18 protein-coding genes are annotated in these 23,414 nt (G+C 66.4%); 11 read left to right on the top strand and 7 right to left on the bottom strand.

Going from position 1 to position 23,414, the window contains the following annotated elements:
• Positions 1-124: 124 nt before the first annotated feature.
• Positions 125-910 (bottom strand): thioesterase family protein, encoded by a 786-nt coding sequence (locus tag ACH0AE_RS07700; RefSeq protein ID WP_406875616.1) that lies wholly within the window; start codon positions 908-910, stop codon positions 125-127.
• On the bottom strand, positions 907-2,451 hold the full coding sequence (locus tag ACH0AE_RS07695) for a class I adenylate-forming enzyme family protein (RefSeq protein ID WP_294441790.1): 1,545 nt from the start codon (positions 2,449-2,451) through the stop codon (positions 907-909). Before ACH0AE_RS07695 ends, ACH0AE_RS07700 begins: the two co-directional genes overlap by 4 nt.
• 67 nt (positions 2,452-2,518) lie before the next feature.
• Here ACH0AE_RS07695 and ACH0AE_RS07690 point away from each other — a divergent pair, with 67 nt between their 5' ends.
• Positions 2,519-3,301 (top strand): SDR family NAD(P)-dependent oxidoreductase, encoded by a 783-nt coding sequence (locus ACH0AE_RS07690; protein ID WP_294441791.1) that lies wholly within the window; start codon positions 2,519-2,521, stop codon positions 3,299-3,301.
• Positions 3,302-3,379: 78 nt separating this feature from the next.
• Here ACH0AE_RS07690 and ACH0AE_RS07685 read toward each other — a convergent pair whose 3' ends face one another.
• Entirely contained in the window at positions 3,380-4,588 is a 1,209-nt protein-coding gene (locus tag ACH0AE_RS07685) for an MFS transporter (protein ID WP_294441792.1), read from the bottom strand.
• A gap of 127 nt (positions 4,589-4,715) precedes the next feature.
• Here ACH0AE_RS07685 and ACH0AE_RS07680 point away from each other — a divergent pair, with 127 nt between their 5' ends.
• From ACH0AE_RS07680 to ACH0AE_RS07660, 5 genes are all read left to right on the top strand, one after another.
• Complete coding sequence (locus tag ACH0AE_RS07680) at positions 4,716-5,936, top strand: acyl-CoA dehydrogenase family protein (RefSeq protein ID WP_294441793.1); 1,221 nt, start codon at positions 4,716-4,718, stop codon at positions 5,934-5,936.
• 106 nt (positions 5,937-6,042) lie between these two features.
• Entirely contained in the window at positions 6,043-7,107 is a 1,065-nt protein-coding gene (locus ACH0AE_RS07675; RefSeq protein ID WP_294441794.1) for an acyl-CoA dehydrogenase family protein, read from the top strand.
• Positions 7,108-7,280: 173 nt separating this feature from the next.
• The gene (locus ACH0AE_RS07670; RefSeq protein WP_294441795.1) at positions 7,281-10,328 is read left to right on the top strand and encodes a TonB-dependent siderophore receptor; all 3,048 of its coding nucleotides are present in this window, start codon (positions 7,281-7,283) and stop codon (positions 10,326-10,328) included.
• 109 nt (positions 10,329-10,437) lie between these two features.
• Positions 10,438-11,772, top strand: coding sequence for an MFS transporter (locus tag ACH0AE_RS07665; protein ID WP_294441796.1), 1,335 nt, complete (start codon positions 10,438-10,440; stop codon positions 11,770-11,772).
• A gap of 125 nt (positions 11,773-11,897) precedes the next feature.
• Positions 11,898-12,233 carry a DUF1801 domain-containing protein gene (locus tag ACH0AE_RS07660; RefSeq protein ID WP_406875615.1) on the top strand — a complete coding sequence of 112 codons (336 nt, stop codon included), beginning with the start codon at positions 11,898-11,900 and terminating at the stop codon, positions 12,231-12,233.
• A gap of 37 nt (positions 12,234-12,270) precedes the next feature.
• On the opposite strand, the gene ACH0AE_RS07655 is transcribed toward ACH0AE_RS07660, so the two are convergent.
• Entirely contained in the window at positions 12,271-13,515 is a 1,245-nt protein-coding gene (locus ACH0AE_RS07655) for a TetR/AcrR family transcriptional regulator (protein WP_294441798.1), read from the bottom strand.
• A gap of 154 nt (positions 13,516-13,669) precedes the next feature.
• Between ACH0AE_RS07655 and ACH0AE_RS07650 the strand changes: the two genes are divergently transcribed.
• The 5 genes from ACH0AE_RS07650 (at position 13,670) to ACH0AE_RS07630 (ending at position 19,019) form a co-directional block, all read left to right on the top strand.
• The gene (locus ACH0AE_RS07650; protein WP_294441799.1) at positions 13,670-14,986 is read left to right on the top strand and encodes an acyl-CoA dehydrogenase family protein; all 1,317 of its coding nucleotides are present in this window, start codon (positions 13,670-13,672) and stop codon (positions 14,984-14,986) included.
• A 103-nt stretch (positions 14,987-15,089) separates the two neighbouring features.
• The gene (locus tag ACH0AE_RS07645) at positions 15,090-16,178 is read left to right on the top strand and encodes a Zn-dependent alcohol dehydrogenase (protein WP_294441800.1); all 1,089 of its coding nucleotides are present in this window, start codon (positions 15,090-15,092) and stop codon (positions 16,176-16,178) included.
• Positions 16,175-17,251, top strand: a complete 1,077-nt coding sequence (locus tag ACH0AE_RS07640; RefSeq protein ID WP_294441801.1) for a phosphotransferase family protein — start codon at positions 16,175-16,177, stop codon at positions 17,249-17,251. The genes ACH0AE_RS07645 and ACH0AE_RS07640 overlap by 4 nt, the downstream gene beginning before the upstream one ends.
• 114 nt (positions 17,252-17,365) lie before the next feature.
• Positions 17,366-18,130, top strand: a complete 765-nt coding sequence (locus tag ACH0AE_RS07635) for an SDR family NAD(P)-dependent oxidoreductase (RefSeq protein ID WP_294441802.1) — start codon at positions 17,366-17,368, stop codon at positions 18,128-18,130.
• Positions 18,131-18,221: 91 nt separating this feature from the next.
• Positions 18,222-19,019: an SDR family NAD(P)-dependent oxidoreductase gene (locus tag ACH0AE_RS07630; protein ID WP_227770394.1), complete on the top strand. Its 798-nt coding sequence runs from the start codon at positions 18,222-18,224 to the stop codon at positions 19,017-19,019.
• A gap of 37 nt (positions 19,020-19,056) precedes the next feature.
• On the opposite strand, the gene lptG is transcribed toward ACH0AE_RS07630, so the two are convergent.
• From lptG to ACH0AE_RS07615, 3 genes are all read right to left on the bottom strand, one after another.
• Positions 19,057-20,148: an LPS export ABC transporter permease LptG gene (lptG, locus tag ACH0AE_RS07625; protein ID WP_294441803.1), complete on the bottom strand. Its 1,092-nt coding sequence runs from the start codon at positions 20,146-20,148 to the stop codon at positions 19,057-19,059.
• Positions 20,145-21,341 carry an LPS export ABC transporter permease LptF gene (gene lptF / locus ACH0AE_RS07620; RefSeq protein ID WP_294441804.1) on the bottom strand — a complete coding sequence of 399 codons (1,197 nt, stop codon included), beginning with the start codon at positions 21,339-21,341 and terminating at the stop codon, positions 20,145-20,147. The genes lptG and lptF overlap by 4 nt, the downstream gene beginning before the upstream one ends.
• Before the next feature lie 113 nt (positions 21,342-21,454).
• Entirely contained in the window at positions 21,455-23,383 is a 1,929-nt protein-coding gene (locus tag ACH0AE_RS07615) for an ATP-binding protein (RefSeq protein WP_294441805.1), read from the bottom strand.
• Positions 23,384-23,414: the final 31 nt, after the last annotated feature.

The raw sequence follows: 23,414 nt of genomic DNA, 5'->3' as shown, positions 1-23,414 counted from the left end.
TCTGTCGCGCGAGTGTGCCGTTACGGCCGGCAAGTGTCGCAATTTGTCGCGGCACGGCGGGATGTGCGCCGCATTGGTGCGGCATGGGAGGGACTTGGCGGCCCCTCCCGAACGCATCGCTCGATCAGGCGAAGACGGCGACCGACTGCATCTGTTCGGCGACCATTTCGCCGGCGCTGTTCCAGATACCCATCTGCTGCGAGGAGCTGCCGGCGCGCGCATAATCGGCGTTGGAGCGCAGCAGCCACCAGCCGTCTTCGGTCTTCGGCTGCGGCCCGAGGACGTTGAGGATCCACGTCATCGAGCTCATCGGCACGTTGCGGCCGAGCAGGCGGAGCGCGGCGGGCGGCAGGCAATCGCCGACCGCCATCAGCTCGACCATCGGATCGAGCCCCTCGCGTTCGTTGAGCCGCGTCCAGCGCAGCCATTCGGCGGGAAGCAGGTTCGGCCCGTCACGCCGATCAAGGAATTCGAAGTTCTGCGTGAAGGCGACGTGCGGGTTGCCCTTGAACGTTTTTTCCTCCGGGCCGGGCTGCTTGAAATCGGGGACGGTGGTGGTGGCGTAATCCACCTCGCTTTCGATCGCGCGCATGAAGACGAAGGTGCAGCGCAGGCCAAGTCCGGCTTCGCTTTCGATATCCGCCTGGATGAAGGCGGCGTTCTTGCCGCGGCGCAGGCGATGCGCGGTGACGAGGATCGGGCCGGAAAGCGGGCCGATGAAGCTGACCTGGGCCGAGCGGAGCGGGGGCAGATCGGTATCCGACTGCATCGCGCAGTGGAGTGCGATCGCCGCAGAGAGCCCGCCGTATGCGGTGCGGCCCTGCAGCCAGCCATCCGGAATTTCGCCGCGCCAGCCCGGCGCGTCGCCAAGCGGCGTCAGGCCATCGAGAATCTCTTTCAGGCTGGTCATGCGTCTTTCCCCCGGAAATCCCCTGCGGCGAGCCGATCGCGCAGCTCGCGCTTCAATACCTTGCCGATCGCGCTGCGTGGCAGCTCGTCAGCGACATACAGTTTCGACAGGCGCTGCGTCTTGCCGAGCTTCTCGTTGGTGGCGGCGCGGATCTCCTCCGCGCTTGCGGTGGCACCATCGCGTGGGACGTAGAAGCCGACCGGCGTTTCGCCCCATTCCTCGCTCGGCACGCCGACGACGGTACAGTCGGCGACGGCGGGATGCTGCGCCAGCACCGCTTCCAGATCCGACGGGTAGATGTTGAACCCGCCCGAGATGATCATGTCCTTCTTGCGATCCATGAGGATCAGGAAGCCGTCCTCGTCGATCCGCCCGACATCGCCATGGCGGATCCAGCGATTGCCGTTCGCATCGTAATATTCGGCGTCGCGCGTCGCGCCCTCGCGCTTGTGATAGCCGTTCATCATCGCCGGCGAGCGGCCGACGATCTCCCCCATCTCGCCGGGGGCGACTTCCTTGCCCTCCTCGTCGAGCAGGATCGCCTGGTGGCCGGGCGACAAGCGGCCGACGGTGTGGAGCTTGTCCGGATGCTCGTCCGCGACGAGGATGAAGGAGGCGCCGCCTTCCGTCATGCCATAATATTCGACCAGCTTGCCGGGCCAGCGATCGAGGATGTCGCGCTTCAGCTCCGCCTTAAAGGGGGCCGAGGTGCACGTCTTGAAGCGGAACGCGCTGAGATCGAACTTGTCGAAATCGGGCAGCGCCATGATGCGTTGATATTGCACCGGGACGAGCATGGTGTGCGTCGCGCGATATTTTTCGGCGAGCTCCAGATACGTGCGCGCGTCAAACTTCTTCATCAGCACCACGGTGCCGCCCCAGGCGAGGGTGGGCAGGAAGCTGACGAGCGTGGTGTTCGAATAAAGCGGGGTCGATAGCAGGGTGACGGCGGTGTCGAAGCCGGCGCCGCTGTTGCGCGAGAGATGCTGCCAGCGCATCGCGTGGCTCTGCACGATCCCCTTGGGAATGCCGGTGGTGCCCGAGGAATAGATGATGTTGAAGCCATCATCGGGCGCGATGCTGACAGGGGCGGGCTTGGCGTCGGCAGGCGCGAGCCAGCCGTCCAGTTCCTCCAGCATGATGATGCGGGCGGCCAAGGTCTCGTCCTTCAGCGCGGCGGCATTGGCGGCATCCAGGAAAACGAGGTTCGCGCCGCTGTCGGCGATCATGCCGGCGATCTGATCGGGCGTGGCGGAGGGCTGGATCGGCGCGGCGACCGATCCGGCCCGCACCGCGGCAAGAAAGACGATTCCCTGGGCCACACTGGGGTAGCTCACCATCGCCACTGCCTGGCCTTGCACCGTACCGTCGCGTTGAAGCGCGGCGGCGGCGCGGTCCATGGCGGCATCGAGTTCGCCGTACGTGACTTGCGTGTCGCCGTCGGCGATCGCGAGCTTGTCGGGCTGGGCCACGGCGTGGTGACGGATCAGGTCCGGCAGGGTGCCGAACGGCTGGGCAAGCAGATCTTCAACTCTCTCCATGATTCGGTCGCTAGCGGCACGATCCCGCGAATGCCATACGCCACGTTCGAAAATGCAGGAGAGCGTGATGGACGGCGGCGTGGCGATCGTGACGGGTGGGGGAACGGGCATCGGGGCAGCGGTGGTGCGGCGGCTGGCAAAGCGCGGGGTGCGCTGCGTCATCAACTATGCCCATAGCCGCGCCGAGGCGGAGGCGCTGGCCGCCGAGGTCGCGAACGGATCGATCGCGGTGCAGGCCGACATTGCCGAGGACGCCGAGTGCCGGAAGCTTGCCGCTGCGGCGACCGAGGCGTTCGGCCGGCTCGATTTCCTTGTGAACAATGCCGGGCGCACCAAGCATGTGGTGCACGAGGAGCTGGACGGGCTGGATGCCGAGGATTTCGTCGGCATCTATCGCCTGAACACGATTGCCGCCTTCCAGATGGTGCGCGCATGTGCGCCGGCAATGCGCGAGGGGCCGATGAGCGCGGTCGTCAACGTCGCCTCGATCGCCGGGCTGCACGGTGTCGGCTCCTCGATCGCTTATGCCGCGTCCAAGGGCGCGCTGATCACCATGACGCAGAGCCTGGCACGCGTATTGGCGCCGGCGATCCGGGTGAACGCGGTGGCGCCGGGCTATGTCGGCACCGGCTGGTTCGAAAAGGCGCTGGGCGTGGAGGGCAAGGCGAAGCTCGACCAGCGGATCGCAGCGCAGACGCCGATGGCGATGGCCCCGCAGGCGGAGGACATTGCCGGGCCGATCGAGATGCTGCTCGATCCCGCAGCGCGGGCGATCGTGGGCGAGACATGGCGGGTGGATGCCGGGTTCCACCTAGACACCGGCGGCAGCCGGCGGCCGGGGCGCGACTGAGCGAGGGATTGCGAAGTAGCGTCACCCCGGATCACGTCCGGTGTGACGCACTTCAGGATCGTGTGTGCATGGACGTGATCATGCGAGCTTGCCGCGGCGGAGCACCACGCCGAACAGGAAGATCGCGAAGGTGACGGCGCAGAGCAGCGAGGCGAGGGCAAAGGCGCCGCCCGCCGCGCCGCGCTCCGTGCCGAACGCCAGTGCCTGGGTCATCGCCAGTGGGCCGACGATCGCGGCAATGCTGGCGATGCTGGCCATGCCGCCCTGCAGCGCGCCTTGATTGGAGGCGTCGACCCGTGCCGACAGGATCGCGTTAATCGATGGGCCGACGAGGCCGGTCAGCGCCCCCAGCGCGATGAGCAGATAGATCTGCCACTCCGCCCGCGCGAAGACATAGCCGGCAAAGACGATCATCCCGGCGGCCAGCCCGATCAGCACGGTTCGCTCCTCGCCGAAGCGCCGGATCGCGCGGCCGATGAGGAAGATCTGCGCCACCATCATGGAAAGGCCGGAGGCGGCGAGCGACCAGCCGATCGCCTTCGCATCCCAGCCAAGCGCGATCTCGCCGAAGAACGCCCAGGTGGACGGATAGACCATGTGCGCGATCTGCCAGACGAGCGCGCCGGCGAGCAGCGCGGCCGCTCCGCCAGCGCGGAACAAGGGCGCGAAGGCACCCACCGCATTGGCGCGGCGCCAATCGAACGGGCGACGGCGCTCCGGCGGGAGGGTCTCGGGCATCAGGAACAGGATCACCCCGGCGTTGACCAGGGCCAGCGCCGCCGCCGCGACGAACGGCGCGCGGGTGCCGAATTCCACCAACAGGCCGCCGATCGCCGGGCCCAGGATGAATCCGCCACCGAAGGCCGCGCCGAGCAGGCCGAACGCCTGTCCGCGCCGTTCGGGCGGGGTGACGTCGGCGATCACGGCGTTGGCGGGGCCGTAGGTCGCGCCGGCGATCCCCGCGATAGCCCGGCCGAGGAACAGCCAAGCGAGGGTAGGCGCGAACGCCATCAGCCCATAGTCGATGCCGAAGCAGGTAAGGCTGATCAGCAGTACCCGGCGCCGGCCGAAGCGATCCGACAGGCTGCCGATCACCGGGCCGGCAAAGAAGTGAGTCACAGCATAGACGGCAAGCAGATAGCCGCCGATCCGCGCGCCCTGCGCCAGCGATACGCCGCCCAGTTCGACGATCAGCGAGGGAAGTACCGGCAACACGATTCCGAAGCCGATCGAGTCGATCAGCATGGCCAGGACGGCGATTGGCACGGCGCGGTGATCGAATCGCATCGCTCTGGCTCCCCTCAGCGCTGATCTAGCCGATCGGGGCTTGCATGTCCCTTTGCTTCCGCGATCAAACGTGCCATGACTTCGCGCCATACCCGATATTCAGAATCGGCTTCGGAGAATTGAACTGATGGCAACTGCCGCCGAACTCGAACGCCCCGCCGATAGCGCCGACGGCTTCCGCCAGGAGGCACGTGCCTGGCTGGAGGCGAATTTCCCGCAGAGCCTGCGCGGCAAGGACAACGCGATGTCCGCCGTCGATGGCCCGACTGACGAGACGCCCGAGCAGAAGCAGTGGCGCGAGGCGATGGGCGAGAAGGGGTGGGGCACGCCCACCTGGCCGAAGGAATATGGCGGCGGCGGGCTGACCCGCGAGCAGGCGCGCATCCTTAGCGAGGAAATGATGCGCATCGGGGCCTGGAACCCGATCGGCGGCATGGGCGTGATGATGTTCGGCCCGACGCTGCTGGAATATGGCAACGAGGAGCAGAAGCGGAAGCACATCCCGGGCATCGTCCGCGGTGAAGTGCGCTGGTGCCAGGGCTATTCGGAGCCGGGCGCCGGTTCGGACCTCGCGTCCTTGCAGACCTTCGCCGAGGACAAGGGCGATCATTACATCGTCAACGGCCAGAAGACCTGGACGAGCGGCGGCCAGTGGGCGGACAAGTGCTTCGCGCTGGTGCGTACCGACAAGACGCAGAAGCATGCCGGCATCAGCTTCCTGCTGATCGACATGGACGCCGAGGGCGTCGAGACCCGGCCGATCAAGCTGATCTCCGGCGCGTCGCCCTTCTGCGAGACCTTCTTCACGAACGTAAAGGTGCCGAAGGAAAACCTGGTCGGCCAGGAAGGGCAGGGCTGGACGATCGGCACCCGCCTGCTGCAGCACGAGCGCAACTCGCTGTCGGGCGGCGGCGGCTCGCAGGGCCGGATGAACCAGGGCGAGCCGATCCCGTCGATCGCCAAGAAGTATCGTGGTGTCGATGCCGAGGGTAAGCTGGCCGATAGCGACCTGCGCACCCGCATCATCAAGCACGAGATGGACCAGCGTGCCTTCGCGCTGACGCTGCGCCGCGCGGCGCTGGAGGCCAAGGGCAATGCCGGGCCGTCCGCGGCGACCAGCGTGATGAAGAACGTCGGCGCGCGGATCACGCAGGATCGCGCGGAACTGGCGATCGAGATCATGGGCATGCAGGGCCTGGGCTGGGAAGGCGAGGGCTTCAGCAACGAGGAACTGGCGCAGACCCGCACGTGGCTGTGGGGCAAGGCGGTGTCGATCTACGGCGGCTCGTCCGAGATCCAGAACAACGTCATCGCCAAGCGCATCCTCGGGATGCTTGATCACCAGTAATCACGGTTAGGCGCGGCGCAGACACGCGTCGGAGAGGGCCGGGTCGAGGGAGAGCGCGGCAGAACGCTCTCCCTCCCCGGCAGGTCCTTCTAAGGGGTTTGAACACATGGCAGCACTGAACGACGAACAAGTGATGCTGCGGGACATGGCGCGCGAGTGGGCTGACAACGAACAGCCCACCACCGCCTTCCGCAAGCTGCGCGACGCGGCACCGGCAAAGGGCTTCGATACCGAGGCCTGGAACACGATCGGCCAGATGGGCTGGAGCGGGATTGTCATCCCGGAGGAATTCGGCGGATCGGCCTTCGGCTATCTCTCGCTTGGCCTGGTGGTAGAGCAGCTCGGCCGCAACCTGGCGGTGAGTCCGTTGTCGTCCACCGCGGTGGCGGCAAGCGCGATCGCGATGGGCGGCTCCGACACGGCCAAGAACGAATGGCTGCCCAAGCTCGCTTCGGGCGAGGCGGTGGCGACGCTGGCGATCGACGAAGGCCCGGTTCACGGCGGCAAGATCGAAGCCAGCGTTTCGGGCGGGAAGCTGAGCGGCGCGAAGAAGTTCGTCGCCGAGGGTGATGGGGCGGACGTGTTCGTCGTCGCGGCAACCGACGGCCTTTATCTCGTCCCGCGCGGCGAGGGCGTGACGGTGTCGACCCGCAAGATGGCGGACAGCCGCAGCCATGCCGATGTGACCTTCGCCGATGCGCCGGCCGAGAAGCTGGGCGGACCGGAACTGACGCAGGCGATCGTCGACCGCGCGACCGCGGTGACCGCGGCCGAGATGCTGGGCATGGCGGACAGCGCGTTCGATCAGACGCTCGATTACCTCAAGCAGCGCGTCCAGTTCGGCCAGGTGCTCTCGACCTTCCAGGCGCTGCAGCATCGCATGGCCAAGATGAAGACCGAGCTGGAGCTGATGCGCTCCGCGGTCGAGGGCGCGCTCGAGGCGATCGACGCTGGCCGCTCGGATGTCGACCAAGCCGTCAGCCTCTCGAAGGCGATCGCCAACGATACGCTGAAGCTCGTTAGCCGCGAGATGGTGCAGCTGCACGGCGGTGTCGGCATGACCGACGAATATGATGCGGGCCTGTATCTGAAGCGCGCGGCGGTGCTGGAGACGATGTGGGGCACCGCGTCCTATCACCGCGACCGTTTCGCCCGCCTCAACGGCTATTGAAACACGTTTCACAATTTACGGTACGGCGGCGGGGCTCCTCAGGGCTCCGCCGCTTTTTTATGTCCGGCGGCGGGAAGGAGGCGTTAAGCGGCTTGACGTAGCGGAAAGCGCATCGTCTATTCGAGGAACCGGTACGGCGCACACAGACGCTGATCGGCAACGGGAGAGAGATGATGGCGAAAGCGATTTTCGCACGCGCAAGCGCCTCGACGGCGCTTGCGTGGGCCCTGGCGATTGGCACGGCACACGCTCAGATCGGCGGCGATCCCGCCCCGGTACAGACCACCCCCCAAGAGACCGCAGCCCCCGATATTGTGGTTACCGGTACGCTGATCAGGGGCACGCCGGAGAACCTGGCGGTGCCGGTGGACGTCATCTCCGGCGAGGAACTGGCGCGGCAGGGCGCGCCGACCGCGGTCGACCTGCTCAAGAACCTGACCATCGCCAACGGCACGGTGGGTGACGCCAACCAGTTCGACACCCGTGCGCAAGGGTCCGAAGGCGTCGCGTCCGTCAATCTGCGCGGCCTTGGCCCGCAGCGAACGCTCGTCCTCCTTAACGGCAAGCGCATGGTGGCGTCCGGCCTCGGCATCCCGATCGTCGACGTGAACATGTTCCCCGCTGCCGCGATCGGCCGCATCGAAATCCTGAAGGACGGCGCCGCCGCCACCTACGGCTCGGACGCGATCGCCGGCGTGGTCAACTTCATTACCCGCACCGATCAGCAGGGTTTCCTGGCGTCGGGCGACTATCGCTACATCCGCGGGTCCGATGGCGATTACGGCGGTGCGCTGTCCTATGGCCACGAACAGGATGGCTTCCGCGTGTTCGGCTCGTTCGGTTATCAGCGCCGGTCCGAACTGCGGTTCACCGATCGTGACTTCGCGGTTCAGCCATATCCCACCAACCCGCAGGGCGCGTGGACCGGCGGCGGCAATCCCGGCAACTTCGACTTCAACGGCACCGTCGGCGGCATCAACCTGACGACCGATCTTGGCTGTGCCGGCCTCGGCGGCTTCCGCAGCGCACCCGGATCGAACACCGACCGCTGCTTCACCAATTTCGGGCAGTTCGACAATCTGGTGGAGCCGGAAGAGCGGTTCCAGGCGTGGGTCGATACCGAGTTCGACATCACCGATAGCGCCACGCTGCGGCTGACCGGCCTGCTCGCCTTCACCAACACCAGGGTGACGAGCTCGCCGAGTTATCTGCCGACGCTGCCACCGTCGACCAATGCAGCGTTCGGCAATGGATCGCTGTTCGTCATCCCGGGCTATGCCCCGGCGCTGCGGGACTATTGCACGCTCTATGGCGCGGCCGCGGGCTGTACGCGTGGACCCACCGGTGCGCTGGATAGTGCGGTGGGCCTGCCCGTGCTGTTCCGGCCGTTCCTGCTCGGCGGCAATCCCCTGTTCCAAGACGAGAAGAACAATCGCGGATCGGCGATCTCCAAGCGCGAGACCGAGGCTTATCGCTTCACCGCCGACGTCAACGTCAAGCTGACGAGCGACATCGATTTCAACGCTGGCCTGACCTTCAGCGAATATGCGCGCGATTATGACGGCACCGACGCCTTCGGTGATCTGTTGCAGAACGCGATGGCCGGCTTTGGCGGTCCGAACTGCCCCTATGCCTCCACCGCCTCGCGCGCTGGACTGACGCCAGCGCAGCTCGCCGGGCTCGCCGGCACCAACGGCTGTACCTATTTCAACCCGTTCTCAACCGCGATCCCGGCGAATGCGGTGAGCGGGGTCCCCAATCCAAACTTCGCCGGTACGCGCAACCCGGCCGGGTTCAGCCTGACGCCGGGCGCGGGCCTGATCAACGACCTGTCGACGATCGACCTGTTCTTCCGCACGCCCAACACGCAGGTGCGCACGAAGCAGTTCGTGGGTGACCTGTCGCTGTCCGGCCGCACCGGGATCCGCCTGTGGGCGGATGAGGACATCGGCTTCGCGGTGGGCGCGCAATATCGCAAGAACTGGTTCCGCACGTTGCTGAACAATGATGCGAACATCGCGATCACGCCGTGCCCCGGCACGCCGCTGAACCCGGCCGCCACCTGCAACCCGCAGACCGGCGCCCTGGGCTTCCTCGGCACCAATCCGCAGCGCAGCGAAAATGCCGACGTGTACGCGCTGTTCGCCGAACTTCAGGTGCCGATCATCGAGGCGATCAACCTGCAGCTGTCGGCGCGCTACGAGGATTATCGCGGCAACGTCGGCTCCACCTTCGATCCGCAGGCGCGCCTGAAGATCGAGCTGACCGACTGGCTGGGCCTGCGCGGCGGCGTCGGCACCAGCTTCCGTGGCCCGCCGCCGCAGAACCTGTCGGGCTCGGCGGTGTCGCTGCAGGTGATCGGCACGGGCTTCCGCGCGGTGGAAGTGTTCGGCAACCCCCTGCTGCGGCCGGAAAGTGCGACCACCTACAATGGCGGCGTGCTGATCGATCGCGGTCCGTTCACGGCGAGCCTCGATTACTGGCGCTATGACTTCAAGGGGCCGATCGAGGCGGAGCCGGTGTCCGGCATCACCAACGCGCTGTTCGGCGCGTCTGGCGCGGCGAACTGCGACAACCCGGCCTATGCCGCGCTGCAGGCGCGCTTCACCTTCAACGCGGCGGGCTGCAACATCAACAACGTCAGCCGGCTGCGCACCCAGGTGTTCAACAGCGCCGATGTGAAAACCTCAGGCCTTGACTTCCAGGCGGCATATCGTGGCGAGCTTGGCCCGGCGCGCGTGACGGTGGGCGGGTCTGCGACCTATGTGATCGATTACAAGATCGGCGCGTTGCAGGTGGAGGGGATCACGGTGCAGCCCGCGTTCGACGCGGTCGGCCTGCTGAACTTCCAGACGACGGCTTACCCGATCCCGCAATGGCGCGGGAACTGGTACGTCCAGGGTGATGCCGGCCCGCACTCGCTGCGGCTGCAGTTCAACTATGTCGATGGCTATACCGATCAGCGGGGCCCTGCGATCTTCGGCCCGAACGCTGGCGCCCTCGCCGGCGCCTCGGTGACGCGCGGCAAGGATATCGGATCGTGGCGGACGTTCGACGCGACCTACCGCCTGGCGCTCGACAGCGGCACCAGCTTCACGCTGGCGGCGGTCAACATCTTCGATCGCGATCCGCCCTTCGCGCGGCTCGATCCGAACTATGACAGCTTCACTGCGTCGCCGCTCGGCTTCACGTTGAAAGCCGCCGTGTCTCAGGCCTTCTGACCGGGTGCCGGCAGTGATGTTACGAAACATTGCTGCCGGCCACCTGCTGCTGACGTTTGCCGGCCGAGCCGATAGGCCGGAATGAATAATATGGGTTGGGGAGAACGAGATGGATGCCAGCACCACGTGGTCGCAGGAGTCGCGCGACGCACGGGCGCTACGCCGCCGTGGCTGGACGCTGGGGCTGCTGACCACGGCCTATTTCTTCAGCTTCATGGATCGCCAGATCCTGTCGATCCTGATGGAAGCGATCAAGGCCGACCTGCAGCTGTCGGATACGCAGCTGGGGCTATTGTCCGGGCTGGTATTCGCCATCTTCTATGCAACGCTGGGCCTGCCGATCGCGCGGCTTGCCGACCGGTCCAGCCGCACCAACATCATTGCCGCCAGCCTTGCCTTCTGGAGCGCGATGACGGCGGTGTGCGGCTTCGCGCAGAATTTCGTCCATCTGATGCTGGCGCGCATCGGCGTCGGTATCGGTGAGGCGGGCTTCGGCCCGCCCAGCCAGTCGATCATTGCCGACCTTTATCCGCCAGAGAGGCGGGCCAGCGCCATGGCGATCTACTCGCTCGGCGTGCTGTTGGGCGGCGGGCTCGGCATCGTGATCGGCGGCGTCGTCGCGCATTCCTATGGCTGGCGCGTCGCGATGATGGTTGTCGGCCTGCCGGGCATTGCGCTTGCCGTGATCATGAAGCTGTTCGTGGTCGAGCCGCGCCGCGGCCTTTCCGACGGCAAGGCGCCGGCCGAGCCTGACGGCGCGCCGGTGATGGGCTTGTGGAAGGGCATCGGGACCATGTGGAACAACGGCGCGGCCTTCCATCTGGTCGCGGCGATCACCATCACCTCGCTGGTCGGCTATGCCGTCACTGGCTGGGGACCGAGCTACATGCAGCGCTCGCTCGGCATGTCGATGCTGGACGTATCCAAATATGTCGCGCTGCCGGCGGCGTTCGTTGCCGGCTTCTCCGCGATGCTCGGCGGCTGGCTGTGCGATAGGGCGGCGAAGAGCAAGGGCATCTACGCGCAAAGCTATGTCGTGGCGGTGATGAAGATCGTCGCCTTCCCGTTTGCGCTGGCCTTCTACTTCGTCGATCACCTGTGGCTGGCGTTGGGCTCGTACTTCGTCGCGGCGATCTTCGCCGGCGCATATATCGGCCCGACCTATGCGATGATCCAGCACCTCGCGCCGCTGCGGCTGCGCGCGACCTGGGCGGCGCTGACGCTGCTCGCGACTAGCCTGCTCGGCCTTGGCCTCGGGCCGTTCGCGGTGGGCCAGATCAGCGATCTGTTGCGGCCGACCTATGGCGCGGAATCGCTGCGCTGGGCGATGTTCTCGGTCGCGATGCTGACGCCGTGGGGCATCTTCCATTATTGGCGCGCTGGCGTGCTGATGAAGCGCCAGGAAGCGGCGGGCGAGGGCAATTTCGCGACCAGCGCGGCCTGATCTCAGCGCCGGGCCTCTGCCGCCATGGTGGAGGCCCCGTTCTTCGTGGGACAGAATGGCCGGGGAGGGGGCGGGTGCCCAGTGTCGAGGAATATCGCCAGTCGCTGAACGGCGACACGCGTGCGATGATCGACCGGCTCCGCGTGATCGTCTCCAGCGCGCACCCCGACCTGGTCGAACGGATCAAGTGGAACGCGCCGAGCTTCGGCGTTGGGGAGGCTGATCGCATCACCCTGGGCGTGGAGCGCAGGGGCGGCGTCAGGCTCGTGTTGCATCGTGGTGCCAAGCCGCGCAGCACCACCGGTTTCTCGTTCAGCGATGATGAGCATCTGGCCAAATGGCCGGCGCCGGACCGCGGCGTGATCGTGTGGCGGGAACTGGCGGATATCGAACGGGATGCGGCTTCGCTGGCGTCCCTGTGCCGGCGGTGGATTGCCGCGACCGCCGACGACCTGATCTAGACGGCGCCACCGGAGCGGACGGTCACTCCGTCCTGGATCAATCCTCGATAATGCGGTCGTCGAACATGCCGAAGGCGAGCGTCGAGGCGTAGAGGCCGATCGCGCGCTCGCGCGGCATCGCCCAGGCCCATTTGCGCATGTCGAACGCGGCGTTGAGGAACGCCATCACCAGCTGGCTGGCGACGAGCGGATCGACGGCACGCACCGTGCCTTCCGCGATCCCGTCCGAGATCGTTCCCGCGAAGCGCCGCGCGATTCGGTTCGATCGATCGACCATCGCTTGCCGCACGGTGCCGGGAAGGCCGCTGAGCGCCGTGGTGCGCAGCAGCGGGCCGAGTTCGGAGAACTGCACGCCCAGCAACGTGGCAAACATCGCGCACAGCCGATCCCATTGCGTGCCGCCCTGATCGTCCGCCAGCCGCTGCGCCGCGGTGATGGTGTCGAAGCTGCGCTTGTAGCAGGCGATAACAAGATCGTCCTTGGCATCGAGATGGTGGTAGAAGCTGCCCTTGGTGACGTTCAACTCGCTCGCGATGCGCTGCACCGAAGCGCCGCGATAGCCCAGTTCGTTGATGAGGCGCGTGGCCGCGAGCAGGAAGGCGTCGCGGCCTTCTGATGAATCATGCGGCAGTTCGACAGGGGAGGGGTCCCATCGCGCGCCACGCACCGCAAGGCCATGGCGGAACACGTCCATCACCCGCGCCTCGACGCGATCATATTGATCAGGCTCGTAGCGCGGCAGCCAGACCGGCAGCCAGAAGGTGTTTTCCATCAGCACATGGGCGCGCGCGCCGTTGAGATCGGTCTGCGCGCGGCTGTTTGCTGGCCCCCACAGGCGGCGCGCACGGCGGAACACCTCGCGCCAGCCAGCCATCAGACGGCCGCGCACCGGCTCGTCCATCGCGCGAAGATCGGAGAGGCCGGCGATCTGCCGCTCCTCGCCGCGCTGCACGCGGGCGAGCCGGGCCATGTTGAGCGCGAGATAGCGCTCCACGCGCGCTTCCGGCGTATCCGCTTCCATCGCGGTATCGAGCATCACCAGCAGGTAATCGAGCGTGTGCTCGAACGCGGCGGCGGCAAGGTCCTCCTTGCGCTTGAAATAGTAAGTGACACTGGTGGTATTGAGGCCGACACGGCGCGCGACATCGGCGAAGGTCATGCCCTTCGCGCTTTGTTCGTTGATCGCATCGGCAGCGGCGGCAAGAATGGCTTCGCGCTTCGCCCTGAAGCGGCGCGTGCCCGTCTCCTCTCCGTCGCCGCCCAGTTCCCCCTGAGCCTGCATCCAGCGACCCTAGCATTCAATTTTCGAAGAAACAGTCCTTTTTCTACACGGCCTGTCGCAAGCGTCAGGGCAGCGCGTTCGGCCGCGATTCTGATGCTTTACCGAAGATGCGGTACGTTCTACAGCCGGCGCAAATATCGAGCGGAGGGATGCTATGGACTTCACCCTGACCGAGCGCGAAACCTATTTCAGGGACCGCGTGAAGGCCTTCATCGACGCCGAGATCGCGCCGCGGCAGGCCGAGTATCACGAACAGGCGCACACTGGCGATCGCTGGAAGGTGATCCCCGTCATCGAAGAGGTGAAGGCCAAGGCCAAGGCGGCCGGGCTCTGGAACTTCTTCATGCCGCCGCACTCGGGCCAGACGCATGTCGACGAGACGTTCGAGTTCGAAGGGACGCAGCTCACCAACCTCGAGTATGCGCTGTGCGCCGAGGAAATGGGCAAGATCGGCTGGGCCAGCGAGTGCTTCAACTGCTCCGCGCCGGACACGGGCAACATGGAAGTGCTGCATCGCTATGGCACGCTGGAACAGAAGGAGAAGTGGCTTCGCCCGCTGATGAACGGCGAGATCCGCTCCGTCTTCCTGATGACCGAGCCGGCGGTCGCCTCGTCCGACGCCACCAACATCGAGACTCGGATCGAGCGTGACGGCGATCATTATGTGATCAACGGCGTGAAATGGTGGTCGTCAGGCGTGGGCGATCCGCGCTGCAAGATCGGCATCCTGATGGGCAAGACGAGCTTCGAGGGCTCGCGCCACCAGCAGCAGAGCCAAATCCTGGTGCCGATGGATACGCCGGGCATCAAGATCGAGCGCATGCTGTCGGTCTATGGCTATGATCATGCGCCGCACGGCCATGGCGAGGTGAGCTTCACCAACGTGCGCGTGCCGGTCGAGAACGTCATCCTCGGCGAGGGCCGCGGGTTCGAGATCGCGCAGGGCCGGCTCGGGCCGGGCCGCATCCATCACTGCATGCGCACGATCGGCGTCGCCGAGGTGGCGCTGGAGAAGATGGCGAAGCGCCTCCTCAGCCGCGTCGCCTTCGGCAAGCGGATTTCCGATCACTCGGTATGGGAGCAGCGCGTGGCGCAGGCCCGGATCGAGATCGAGATGACCCGTCTGCTGTGCCTCAAGGCAGCGCAGACGATGGACGCGGCGGGCAACAAGGCGGCCAGCCAAGAAATCGCGATGATCAAGGTGTTCGCGCCGAACATGGCGCTGCGCATCCTCGACGATGCGGTGCAGGCGCATGGCGGCGGCGGTGTGGCGGAGGATTATGGCCTCGCGCATGCGTGGGCTTCGCAGCGCACGCTTCGCCTCGCCGACGGCCCGGACGAGGTTCACGCCCGCGCCATCGCCCGCAACGAATTCGGCAAGTACGGCGACTGGAAGGCGGAGATCGCGAATGATCGCGGCGCGCCGCGCGGTGCCGAGATTTCGAGTGGTGATATCGGCGTATCGCGCTGAGCCTTTTCGTCACAGGACCGGACCCGGAGCCCGCTGCCAGCCATCGCGGTTGCGGGCTTGGCGGCCGGGTGACGATCATTCGTGAGAATAATGGAGAGAGACCGTGAAAGCCGCCGTCATCTTTGAAACCAAGGCGCCGCTCCAGATCGAGGACGTCGTCGTATCCAAGCCCGGCCCGCACGAGGTGCTGATCCGCACCGTCGCGTGCGGCGTCTGCCGTTCCGATCTTCATTTCGTCGACGGTGTCTATCCGCATCCGCTGCCGGCGATCCCGGGGCACGAGGCCGCCGGCATCGTCGAGGCGGTGGGTGATGAAGTGCGCACGGTGAAGGTTGGCGATGCGGTCGTCACCTGCCTCAGCGCCTTCTGCGGCCATTGCGAGTTCTGCATCACGGGCCGCATGTTCCTGTGCGTCAGCGCCGAGACGCGCCGTGGGCCAACGGCGGAGCCGCGGCTTCGCCTGGCGAACGGCGGCAACGTCAACCAGATGCTGAACCTGTCGGCCTATGCCGAACAGATGCTGGTGCACGAGCATGCCTGCGTCGCGATCGACCCGGAAATGCCGCTCGACCGTGCCGCGCTGATCGGCTGCGCCGTGACGACGGGCGCCGGCGCCGTGTTCAACACCACGGACGTGACGCCGGGCGAGACGGTCTGCGTCGTCGGCTGCGGCGGCATTGGCCTTGCCGCGGTGAATGCCGCGAAGATCGCCGGCGCGGGCAAGATCATCGCCCTGGATCCGGTGCCTGAGAAGCGCGCCGTCGCCGAGAAGCTGGGCGCGACCCATACCTTCGATCCGATGAAGGAAGGTGTCGTCGGCGAAGTGGTGGAACTCACCAAGGGCGGCGTCCATCATGCGATCGAAGCTGTCGGCCGGCCGCAGTCGGCGCAGACCACGGTCGACGTGCTTCGCCGCGGCGGCACCGCGACGATCCTCGGCATGATGCCGCTCGACCAGAAGGTTGGCCTTTCCGCGATGGAGCTGCTGTCGGGCAAGAAGCTGCAGGGGGGCATCATGGGGTCGAACCGCTTCCCGGTCGACATCCCGCGCCTGGTGGATTTCTACATGCGCGGCATGCTCGATCTCGACACGATCATCGCGGAGCGCCTGCCGCTCAACCGCATCAACGACGCGTTCGACGAACTCCGCAAGGGCGATGCGACGCGCAGCGTGATCGTGTTCGATCAATGAGCACGGCCGTGGCGGAAGATACCGGCCTCCAGGCGGAGATCAGCGAGCGCGATCGGCTGGACACCGATCGCCTCTACACCTGGATGGAAGCCCACGTCACGGACTTCGCGGGTCCGCTGACCTATGCGAAGTTCGCCGGCGGACAATCGAACCCGACGTACAAGCTGATGACGCCGGGGCGCAACTACGTGCTTCGCCGCAAGCCGATGGGCGAGCTGCTCCCGTCCGCGCACCAGGTTGATCGCGAATATCGCGTCATGGCCGCGCTCCACCCGACCGGCTTCCCGGTGCCCCGGCAATATGGCCTGTGCGAGGATGACAGCGTCATCGGTTCGGCCTTCTACGTCATGGAGATGGTGGACGGCCGCACGATCTGGGACGGCGCCTTCCCGGGCATGGATGCCGACACCCGGCGCGCGCATTACAATGCGATGATCGATACCCTGGCGGCGCTCCACAATGTCGATCTGAAAGCGACGGGGCTCGAGGATTTCGGGCGGCCGGGTAATTACTTCGAGCGGCAGGTGAGCCGCTGGACGAAGCAGTATCGCGGTGCCGAGACCGAGCGTATGCCGGCGATGGAGCGGCTGATCGAATGGCTGCCGCGCACCATTCCCGAGCAGACCCGCACCACGATCGTCCATGGCGATTACCGCTGCGACAATATGAAGTTCGCACCGGGCCTTGAACCGCGCGTCGCCGCGGTGCTCGACTGGGAACTCTGCACGACGGGCGATCCGCTCGCCGACCTCAGCTATTTCCTGATCAGCTGGGTGACCGAGCCGGAGGGCCGCTCGGGCGTGATGGGCCTGACCGGGCCGGAGACCGGCATCCCGACCGTCGAGGAAGTCGTCGCGCGTTATTGCGAGAAGACCGGGCGGGATGGCGTTCCGGATCTAAACTGGCTGTTGGCGTTCAACCTGTTCCGCCTTGCCTCCATCGTCCAGGGTATCCGCAAGCGCTTCCTGATCGGCACGGCGTCCAGCGCCAATGCCGAGGCGACCAGCGCACGCGTGCCGATGCTGGCCGATGCGGCCTGGCAGTTCGCACAGAAGGCCGGCGCAACCGCGTAACGCCTGCCTGTCGGCGGGCACGGATCGGGGAGGGGCATGCTCCTCCCCCTTTATGCAATCACTTGCGGGCCGGCCCACCTTCAGCCCTTCCCGCAAGCGGGAGGGGAGTGAGCCATGAGTTTGTTCGATCTGACCGGCAAGGCCGTCCTGATCACCGGATCCTCGCGCGGGATCGGCAAGGCCAGCGCAATCGCTTGTGCCGAGCAGGGCGCAAAGGTGGTGATCTCCAGCCGTAAGCAGGATGCCTGCGAAGAGGTGGCGGACGAGATCAACGCGCGGTTCGGGCCGGGCACGGCGGTGGCGATTGCCGCGAACATCTCCGACAAGGCGGCGCTGCAGCATCTCGTCGACCAGAGCCGGCGCGAGTTCGGGCGGATCGACTGCCTGGTCTGCAACGCCGCGTCCAACCCGTATTACGGGCCGCAGGAAGGGATCGCGGACGAGCAGTTCCGCAAGATCCTCGACAACAATATCCTCTCCAACCACTGGCTGATCACGATGGTTGCGCCCGAGATGAAGGAGCGCAAGGAAGGCTCTATCGTCATCGTCTCGTCGATTGGCGGCCTGCGTGGATCGACCGTGATCGGCGCCTATTGCATCAGCAAGGCGGCCGACATGCAGCTCGCCCGCAACTTGGCGCATGAATATGGCGCCCACGGCATCCGCGTGAACTGCATCGCCCCGGGCCTGATCAAGACAGATTTCGCCAAGGCGCTATGGGAAGACGAGGCGGCAGTTGCCGAACGCAACCGCACGACGCCGCTGCGCCGCATCGGTGAGCCGGAGGAGATCGCGGGCGCGGTCGTCTATCTCGCGTCGCGCGCCAGCGGCTTCATGACCGGCCAGACGATGGTGATCGACGGCGGCGTGACGATCTGATCCCGCCGCTCCTCAGGTGAGGGGCGCGGAAGTATTGATAAAGCGAGGCACGGGGGGCGTTTCTTCCACGCCGGCGCCAACGGAGTGAGACATGGCTAGGTTCACCGACAAATCGATCATCGTGACGGGTGCCGGCTCCGGCATCGGCCGCGCCGCCGCAACGCTTTTTGCCGCCGAGGGTGGCCGGGTCATCGCGGCCGACAAGAAGGGGGCGGAGGAGACGGTCGAGGCGATCCGCGCCGCCGGCGGTACGGCGCATGCGATCGAGATGGATGCCGGCAGCGAGGAAGATGTCGTGCGCACCGTCGCGCTCGCCTGCGACAAGTTCGGCGGGCTCGACGTGATGTTCGCCAATGCGGGCATCTCGGGTGGCATGGCCAACATCTTCGATACGGACGTAGCGCTGATCACCGAAGTGCTGCGCGTGAACCTGATCGGCCCGTTTCTGGCGATCAAGCACGCCGCGCCGCGCATCGCCGAGCGCGGGCAGGGCGCGATCATCCTGACGGCAAGCGTCGCCGGCATCCGTTCGGGCGCCGGGTCGCCAGCCTATTCCGCGTCCAAGGCCGGGGTGATCAACCTCGCCCAGGTGTCGGCGCAGCAGTTGTCGGGATCGAACGTGCGCGTCAACGCGATCTGCCCTGGTCTGACGGAGACGGGGATGACCAAGTCCGTCTTCGATTACGCCCGTGACGCGGGCAAGATCGACCGCGTCGGCCGCCTCAACCCGCTGCGCCGCGGCGCGCAGCCGGAGGAGCTGGCGAAGGTCGCGCTGTTCCTCGCTTCGGACGACGCAAGCTACGTCAACGGGCAGGCGATCGCGGTCGATGGCGGCCTGTCGTCCAGCCACCCGGTGACGAAGCAGGAATACGGCCGCACGACGGCGTAAACCTGCGTGACGCTCCCGCTGCCAGTGCGGCGGGAGCCTATTCCTCGGTCCGGATCAGCACTGCCTCACCGATCAGCAGGAACAGAAGGAACGGTGCCCAGGCGGCGAGGAACGGCGGGTAAGCGCCGAGATTGCCCATCGCCAGCGCAAAGTTATCCGCGACGAAATAGGCAAAGCCAAGTGCCATGCCGATCACGGCGCGGACGAACAGCTTGCCCGAGCGCGCGATGCCGAAGGCGGCGACTGCGCCCAGCAGCGGCATCAGCACCGACGACAGCGGCCCCGACAATTTGTGCCACAGCGCGCCTTCCAGCGACTTGGTCGGCCGGCCCGCGGCGCTGAGATCGTCGATCGCGGCGCGCAGCTGCCCGAAGGTCATGCCATCCGCGTCGACCGTCGACAAAGTGAACTGATCCGGGGTCACGCCGCGCGCGATGACCATCTGGCCGACCTGAGTGATCTTGCCGGTCGCCACGTCGAAGCGGCGCGCCGGGCCGATCGCCCAGCCATCCCCGCTGCGCCAGCCACGCGGCGCGGTGACGATCGCGCGAAGGCTGCCGCGATCACGCTCATAGAGGGTGATGCCGCCAAGCTGCGCCGCGTCCCCACGGCCCTTGATCTGGTCCACCTCGATCAGATCGTCGTCGGTACGCACCCAGACGTTCGATCGCTCGCCCCGATCGATCGGCAGCGGACCGTAATTCACCTTCTGCCATTGATCGAGCGTCGAGGTGGCGCGCGCCACGATCCGTTCGTTGAAGGTGAAGCTGATGCCCGCAATGCCGACGCTGGCGAGGATCAGCGGCGCCAGCACCTGGTGCGCGGAAAGGCCGGAGGCCTTCAGCGCGACGATCTCGCTGTTCTGGTTCATCGTGATCAGCGTCAGGATCGTGCCCAGCAGAACCGAGAAGGGCAAAAAGCGGGCGATGATCTCTGGCACGCGCAGCGACATGTAGCGCCAAACCTCAGCGTCACCATTGCCTGGGATCGCCAGGATCTTGCCGGATTCACCCAGCAGATCGAGCGCCTGGAGGACCAGTACCAGTCCGGCGAGGATGCCGAAGGTGCGCACCAAGAACATTCGGCCCATGTAGAGCGCGACGGTGCGCGAAGGGAAAAACGAGGTCATGCGCGCGCTTCCCGCCGGCGCCGGCCGGGCAGGCGGCTGGTGATGAACTTCAGCGCCTTGCTGGCCGCGCGCTCTAGTGCGCCGATCGGCTGCCCGCCAGGGACATAGGCGAGCGTGTAATACATCCAGATGATAAGCGCGGCGAAGATTGCGAACGGCGTCCACAGCGCGATGAACGGATCGACCCGGCCAAGCTCGCCGACCGAAGCGGCATATTGGTTCACCTTGTGGTACGCCACGACCATCACGATCGACAGGAACACGCCGATCGCCGAGGTCGACCGTTTCGGCGGCACGCCCAGCGATACGGCCAGCAGCGGCAGCAGGAACATCGTCAGCACCTCAGCCAAGCGGAAATAAAGTTCCGACTTGCTGGCATCGCGTGCCTGTTCGCTCTCGCCGCTGGCGCCGATCCGCGCCAGTTCGGGAATGGTGTATTCGAGGTTGCGCCCGCCCCGCGCGCGGAAGCTTTCGAACCGGGGCAGGTCGATCGGCAAGTCGTGCGCGGTGAAGGTCAGCACGCGCGGTGTCGCGAACTCCGGCCGGTTATGGACGAGCGTGCCGTTCGTCAGGCGGAAGATGATGGTGTTGGGATCGTCGGTCGCCAGGAACTGCCCGCGCTGCGCCGTCACACCGATCCAGTCGCCCTTTGGCGTCTGCGCGTGGACGAAGATGCCCGAGAGCTCCCGGCCCTTCTCGCGGCTGCGCTCGATCCGCAGCGTCATCCGGTCGCCCAGATGCGTGAACTCGCCCACCTTGATCGAGGCGCCGAGCGCGCCCGTGCGAAGCTCGAACCGTAGGCCTTCGTAGGCGTAGCGCGCGCGCGGCTGGATATAGCCGACGATGGCGAGGTTCACGAGCGCGAGCACCGTCGCATACATGTACGGCACCCGAAGCAGCCGGCCGTAGCTCATGCCCACCCCGCGCATCACGTCCAGCTCCGACGAGGTCGCAAGGCGGCGGAAGGCGAGGAGGATGCCAAGCATCAGACCGATCGGGATGCCGAGGCCGAGGTATTCCGGCAGCAGGTTTGCCAAGAGCTTCCACACGACGTTCACCGGCCCGCCTTCGGTCGCGACGAAGTCGAACAGGCGCAGCATGCGATCGAGCACCAGCAGCATCGCGGAGATCACGAGCGTTGAGAACAACGGCAGCGCGATCAGCCGGGCCATGTAGCGATCGATCGATTTCATGGGCGGCTGGACAGGGGCTCGGATCGTTCGGTTGGGGTGGCCGGTATAGGCAACGGGGCGGGGAGTGCCAGCCCTGAATGTTCCGGCGTGGAAGGATGTTCCGCGGTGTGCTTTTACTCTGCGGCGATCCCGTGCGGCGAAGCGGCGCGCCGGCGCGACAAGGCCTCGGCGATCGCGCGCTCGAGGGCGTTCAGCGTGAACGGCTTGCGCAGCACATGGTGGCCGTTGAAGATGAACCCCTCCGTCGTTTCGCCCGCGAAGCCGGTGACGAACAGCACTGCGAGATGCGCGTGGCGCGGATCGAGCGCGGCGATCATCTCCGGGCCGGTTCGCACGGGCATCAGCACGTCGCTGATGATGAGATCGGTCGCCGGGTTCGCGTCGAGCAGCGCGGGTGCGGCGAGCGGGTCGTCACAGCGGATGGCGTGATGGCCAAGTTCCTCCAGCGCGCCGACGGTGGCAGCGAGCACCCGCGGATCATCCTCCACCACCAGCACCGTCAGCCCGGCTGCGTCTTCCGAGGGGGTCGGCAGCAGCTCCGGCACCGCCGCCGATGGTGTCGCAACGGTTTCGCGCGGCAGGCTGATGCGAACGGCGGTGCCTTCGCCGGGCGCGGTGTCGATCGCGACATCGCCGCCCTGCTGGCGGACGAAGGCGAAGATCTGGCTGAGGCCAAGGCCGGTGCCCTTGCCGACCGGCTTGGTGGTGAAGAACGGCTCGAACACGCGCTCCGCCACTTCGGGCGTCATGCCGCAGCCAGTATCGCGAACGGTGATCACCACGCGCTCTTGGCCGTCCCCCGTCTCGGTGGCGGCGGTGATCGTCAGCGTGCCGCGACCCTCCATCGCATCGCGCGCGTTGACGGCAAGATTGAGGAGCGTGTTTTCAAGCTGTACCCGGTCGGCACAGACGCAGGCGTCGCCGGACTCGTCGACGAATTGGACCAGAACGCCATCCCCAAGCGTGCGGTCGAGGAGGTCACGCATCCCGGCGATCAGCGCTCCGACCGGGATCGCTTCCGGGTTGATCGCTTCCTCCCGCGCGAACGCCAGTAGCCGGCGGGTGAGCTCGGCAGCGCGCGCGGCGCCGTCCGCCGCGCTCGCTAGATGGCGCGCGACATCGTCGCGCCCGGCTGCCTGGGATCGGCGCGCAAGTTCGATCCCGCCGGTAACGACGGCAAGCATGTTGTTGAAATCGTGCGCAATTCCACCTGTCAACTGTCCGACCGCATCCATCTTCTGCACTTGTCGCAGCCGCGCTTCCTGCACGCGCAACTCCTCGGTCGCGGCAGCCACGGCGAGGGCCAGTTCCTCGGCGCGGGCGCGCTCAGCCTCGGCTTCCGCCTTGGCCGTCGCGCGTTCGGTCAATGCGCGCACCGTGAGCCAGCCAAGCGCAATCGCGCCCAGCAACAGCAGGACCCCGAATGATGAAAGTACGAACGCCGCGCGCGTCGAACGCTCCACCAGCGTCATTGCTTCCGTCGTGCGCCGCTCCAGCACCCCGCGTTCCCCGGCGATGATCTCGTCCAGCACGCGGTTAATCTCGTCGAGGGAGGCGGAATTGCGCGCCTGGTAGTAGCGCGACAGCGCCTGTGCGTTCTTTCCGTAATTGGTGGAAAGAGCCGTCAGCGACAGTTGCTCCCCCCGCTCCGCATAGGCGCGGCGCAGGCGCTGGAGGCGAGCAATGTGTTCGTCGCTGTCGCGGGTCAGCTGCTCTAGGCGCTGCAACTGCTCCCCGGCGCGCCGCCAATCCTCGAAATACAGGCGACCCAGCTGCTTGTCGCCGGAGATGACATAGCGGCCGAGCGACGCCTCCGACCGGGCGATCGTGCCCGAGAGGGTACGCGCCAGCACCATGACGTCATAGCTTCGCGACTGAAGCGTGATCGCGCGATTGCGCTGACGGTTCGCCTCGCCCAGCGTCAGGATCAGGGCGACGAGCACGCCGACGCCAAGCACCCCCATCACTACCAGCATGATGGTGCGCCAGGCGCCGCGCAGGCCGTGTGGAGCGTCGGCCGCCGCGCTCGTGCCTTCGTCCATGATCACGTACAGGTGAGTATCAGAGACGAAA

Origin of the sequence: Sphingomonas sp. 179-A 2A2 NHS (genome assembly GCF_045371305.1) — a bacterium.
Taxonomy (GTDB): domain Bacteria; phylum Pseudomonadota; class Alphaproteobacteria; order Sphingomonadales; family Sphingomonadaceae; genus Sphingomonas.
Note: the sequence above shows the minus strand (reverse complement) of the source record. Positions and strands in the feature narration are given on the sequence as shown.

Bases quoted from the DNA above. Each gene is read 5' to 3' on its own strand.
- ACH0AE_RS07700 (WP_406875616.1), bottom strand. From the start codon at position 910: ATGACCAGCCTGAAAGAGATTCTCGATGGCCTGACGCCGCTTGGCGAC.
- ACH0AE_RS07695 (WP_294441790.1), bottom strand. From the start codon at position 2,451: ATGGAGAGAGTTGAAGATCTGCTTGCCCAGCCGTTCGGCACCCTGCCG.
- ACH0AE_RS07690 (WP_294441791.1), top strand. From the start codon at position 2,519: ATGGACGGCGGCGTGGCGATCGTGACGGGTGGGGGAACGGGCATCGGG.
- ACH0AE_RS07685 (WP_294441792.1), bottom strand. From the start codon at position 4,588: ATGCGATTCGATCACCGCGCCGTGCCAATCGCCGTCCTGGCCATGCTG.
- ACH0AE_RS07680 (WP_294441793.1), top strand. From the start codon at position 4,716: ATGGCAACTGCCGCCGAACTCGAACGCCCCGCCGATAGCGCCGACGGC.
- ACH0AE_RS07675 (WP_294441794.1), top strand. From the start codon at position 6,043: ATGGCAGCACTGAACGACGAACAAGTGATGCTGCGGGACATGGCGCGC.
- ACH0AE_RS07670 (WP_294441795.1), top strand. From the start codon at position 7,281: ATGGCGAAAGCGATTTTCGCACGCGCAAGCGCCTCGACGGCGCTTGCG.
- ACH0AE_RS07665 (WP_294441796.1), top strand. From the start codon at position 10,438: ATGGATGCCAGCACCACGTGGTCGCAGGAGTCGCGCGACGCACGGGCG.
- ACH0AE_RS07660 (WP_406875615.1), top strand. From the start codon at position 11,898: ATGATCGACCGGCTCCGCGTGATCGTCTCCAGCGCGCACCCCGACCTG.
- ACH0AE_RS07655 (WP_294441798.1), bottom strand. From the start codon at position 13,515: ATGCAGGCTCAGGGGGAACTGGGCGGCGACGGAGAGGAGACGGGCACG.
- ACH0AE_RS07650 (WP_294441799.1), top strand. From the start codon at position 13,670: ATGGACTTCACCCTGACCGAGCGCGAAACCTATTTCAGGGACCGCGTG.
- ACH0AE_RS07640 (WP_294441801.1), top strand. From the start codon at position 16,175: ATGAGCACGGCCGTGGCGGAAGATACCGGCCTCCAGGCGGAGATCAGC.
- ACH0AE_RS07635 (WP_294441802.1), top strand. From the start codon at position 17,366: ATGAGTTTGTTCGATCTGACCGGCAAGGCCGTCCTGATCACCGGATCC.
- ACH0AE_RS07630 (WP_227770394.1), top strand. From the start codon at position 18,222: ATGGCTAGGTTCACCGACAAATCGATCATCGTGACGGGTGCCGGCTCC.
- lptG (WP_294441803.1), bottom strand. From the start codon at position 20,148: ATGACCTCGTTTTTCCCTTCGCGCACCGTCGCGCTCTACATGGGCCGA.
- lptF (WP_294441804.1), bottom strand. From the start codon at position 21,341: ATGAAATCGATCGATCGCTACATGGCCCGGCTGATCGCGCTGCCGTTG.
- ACH0AE_RS07615 (WP_294441805.1), bottom strand. From the start codon at position 23,383: ATGGACGAAGGCACGAGCGCGGCGGCCGACGCTCCACACGGCCTGCGC.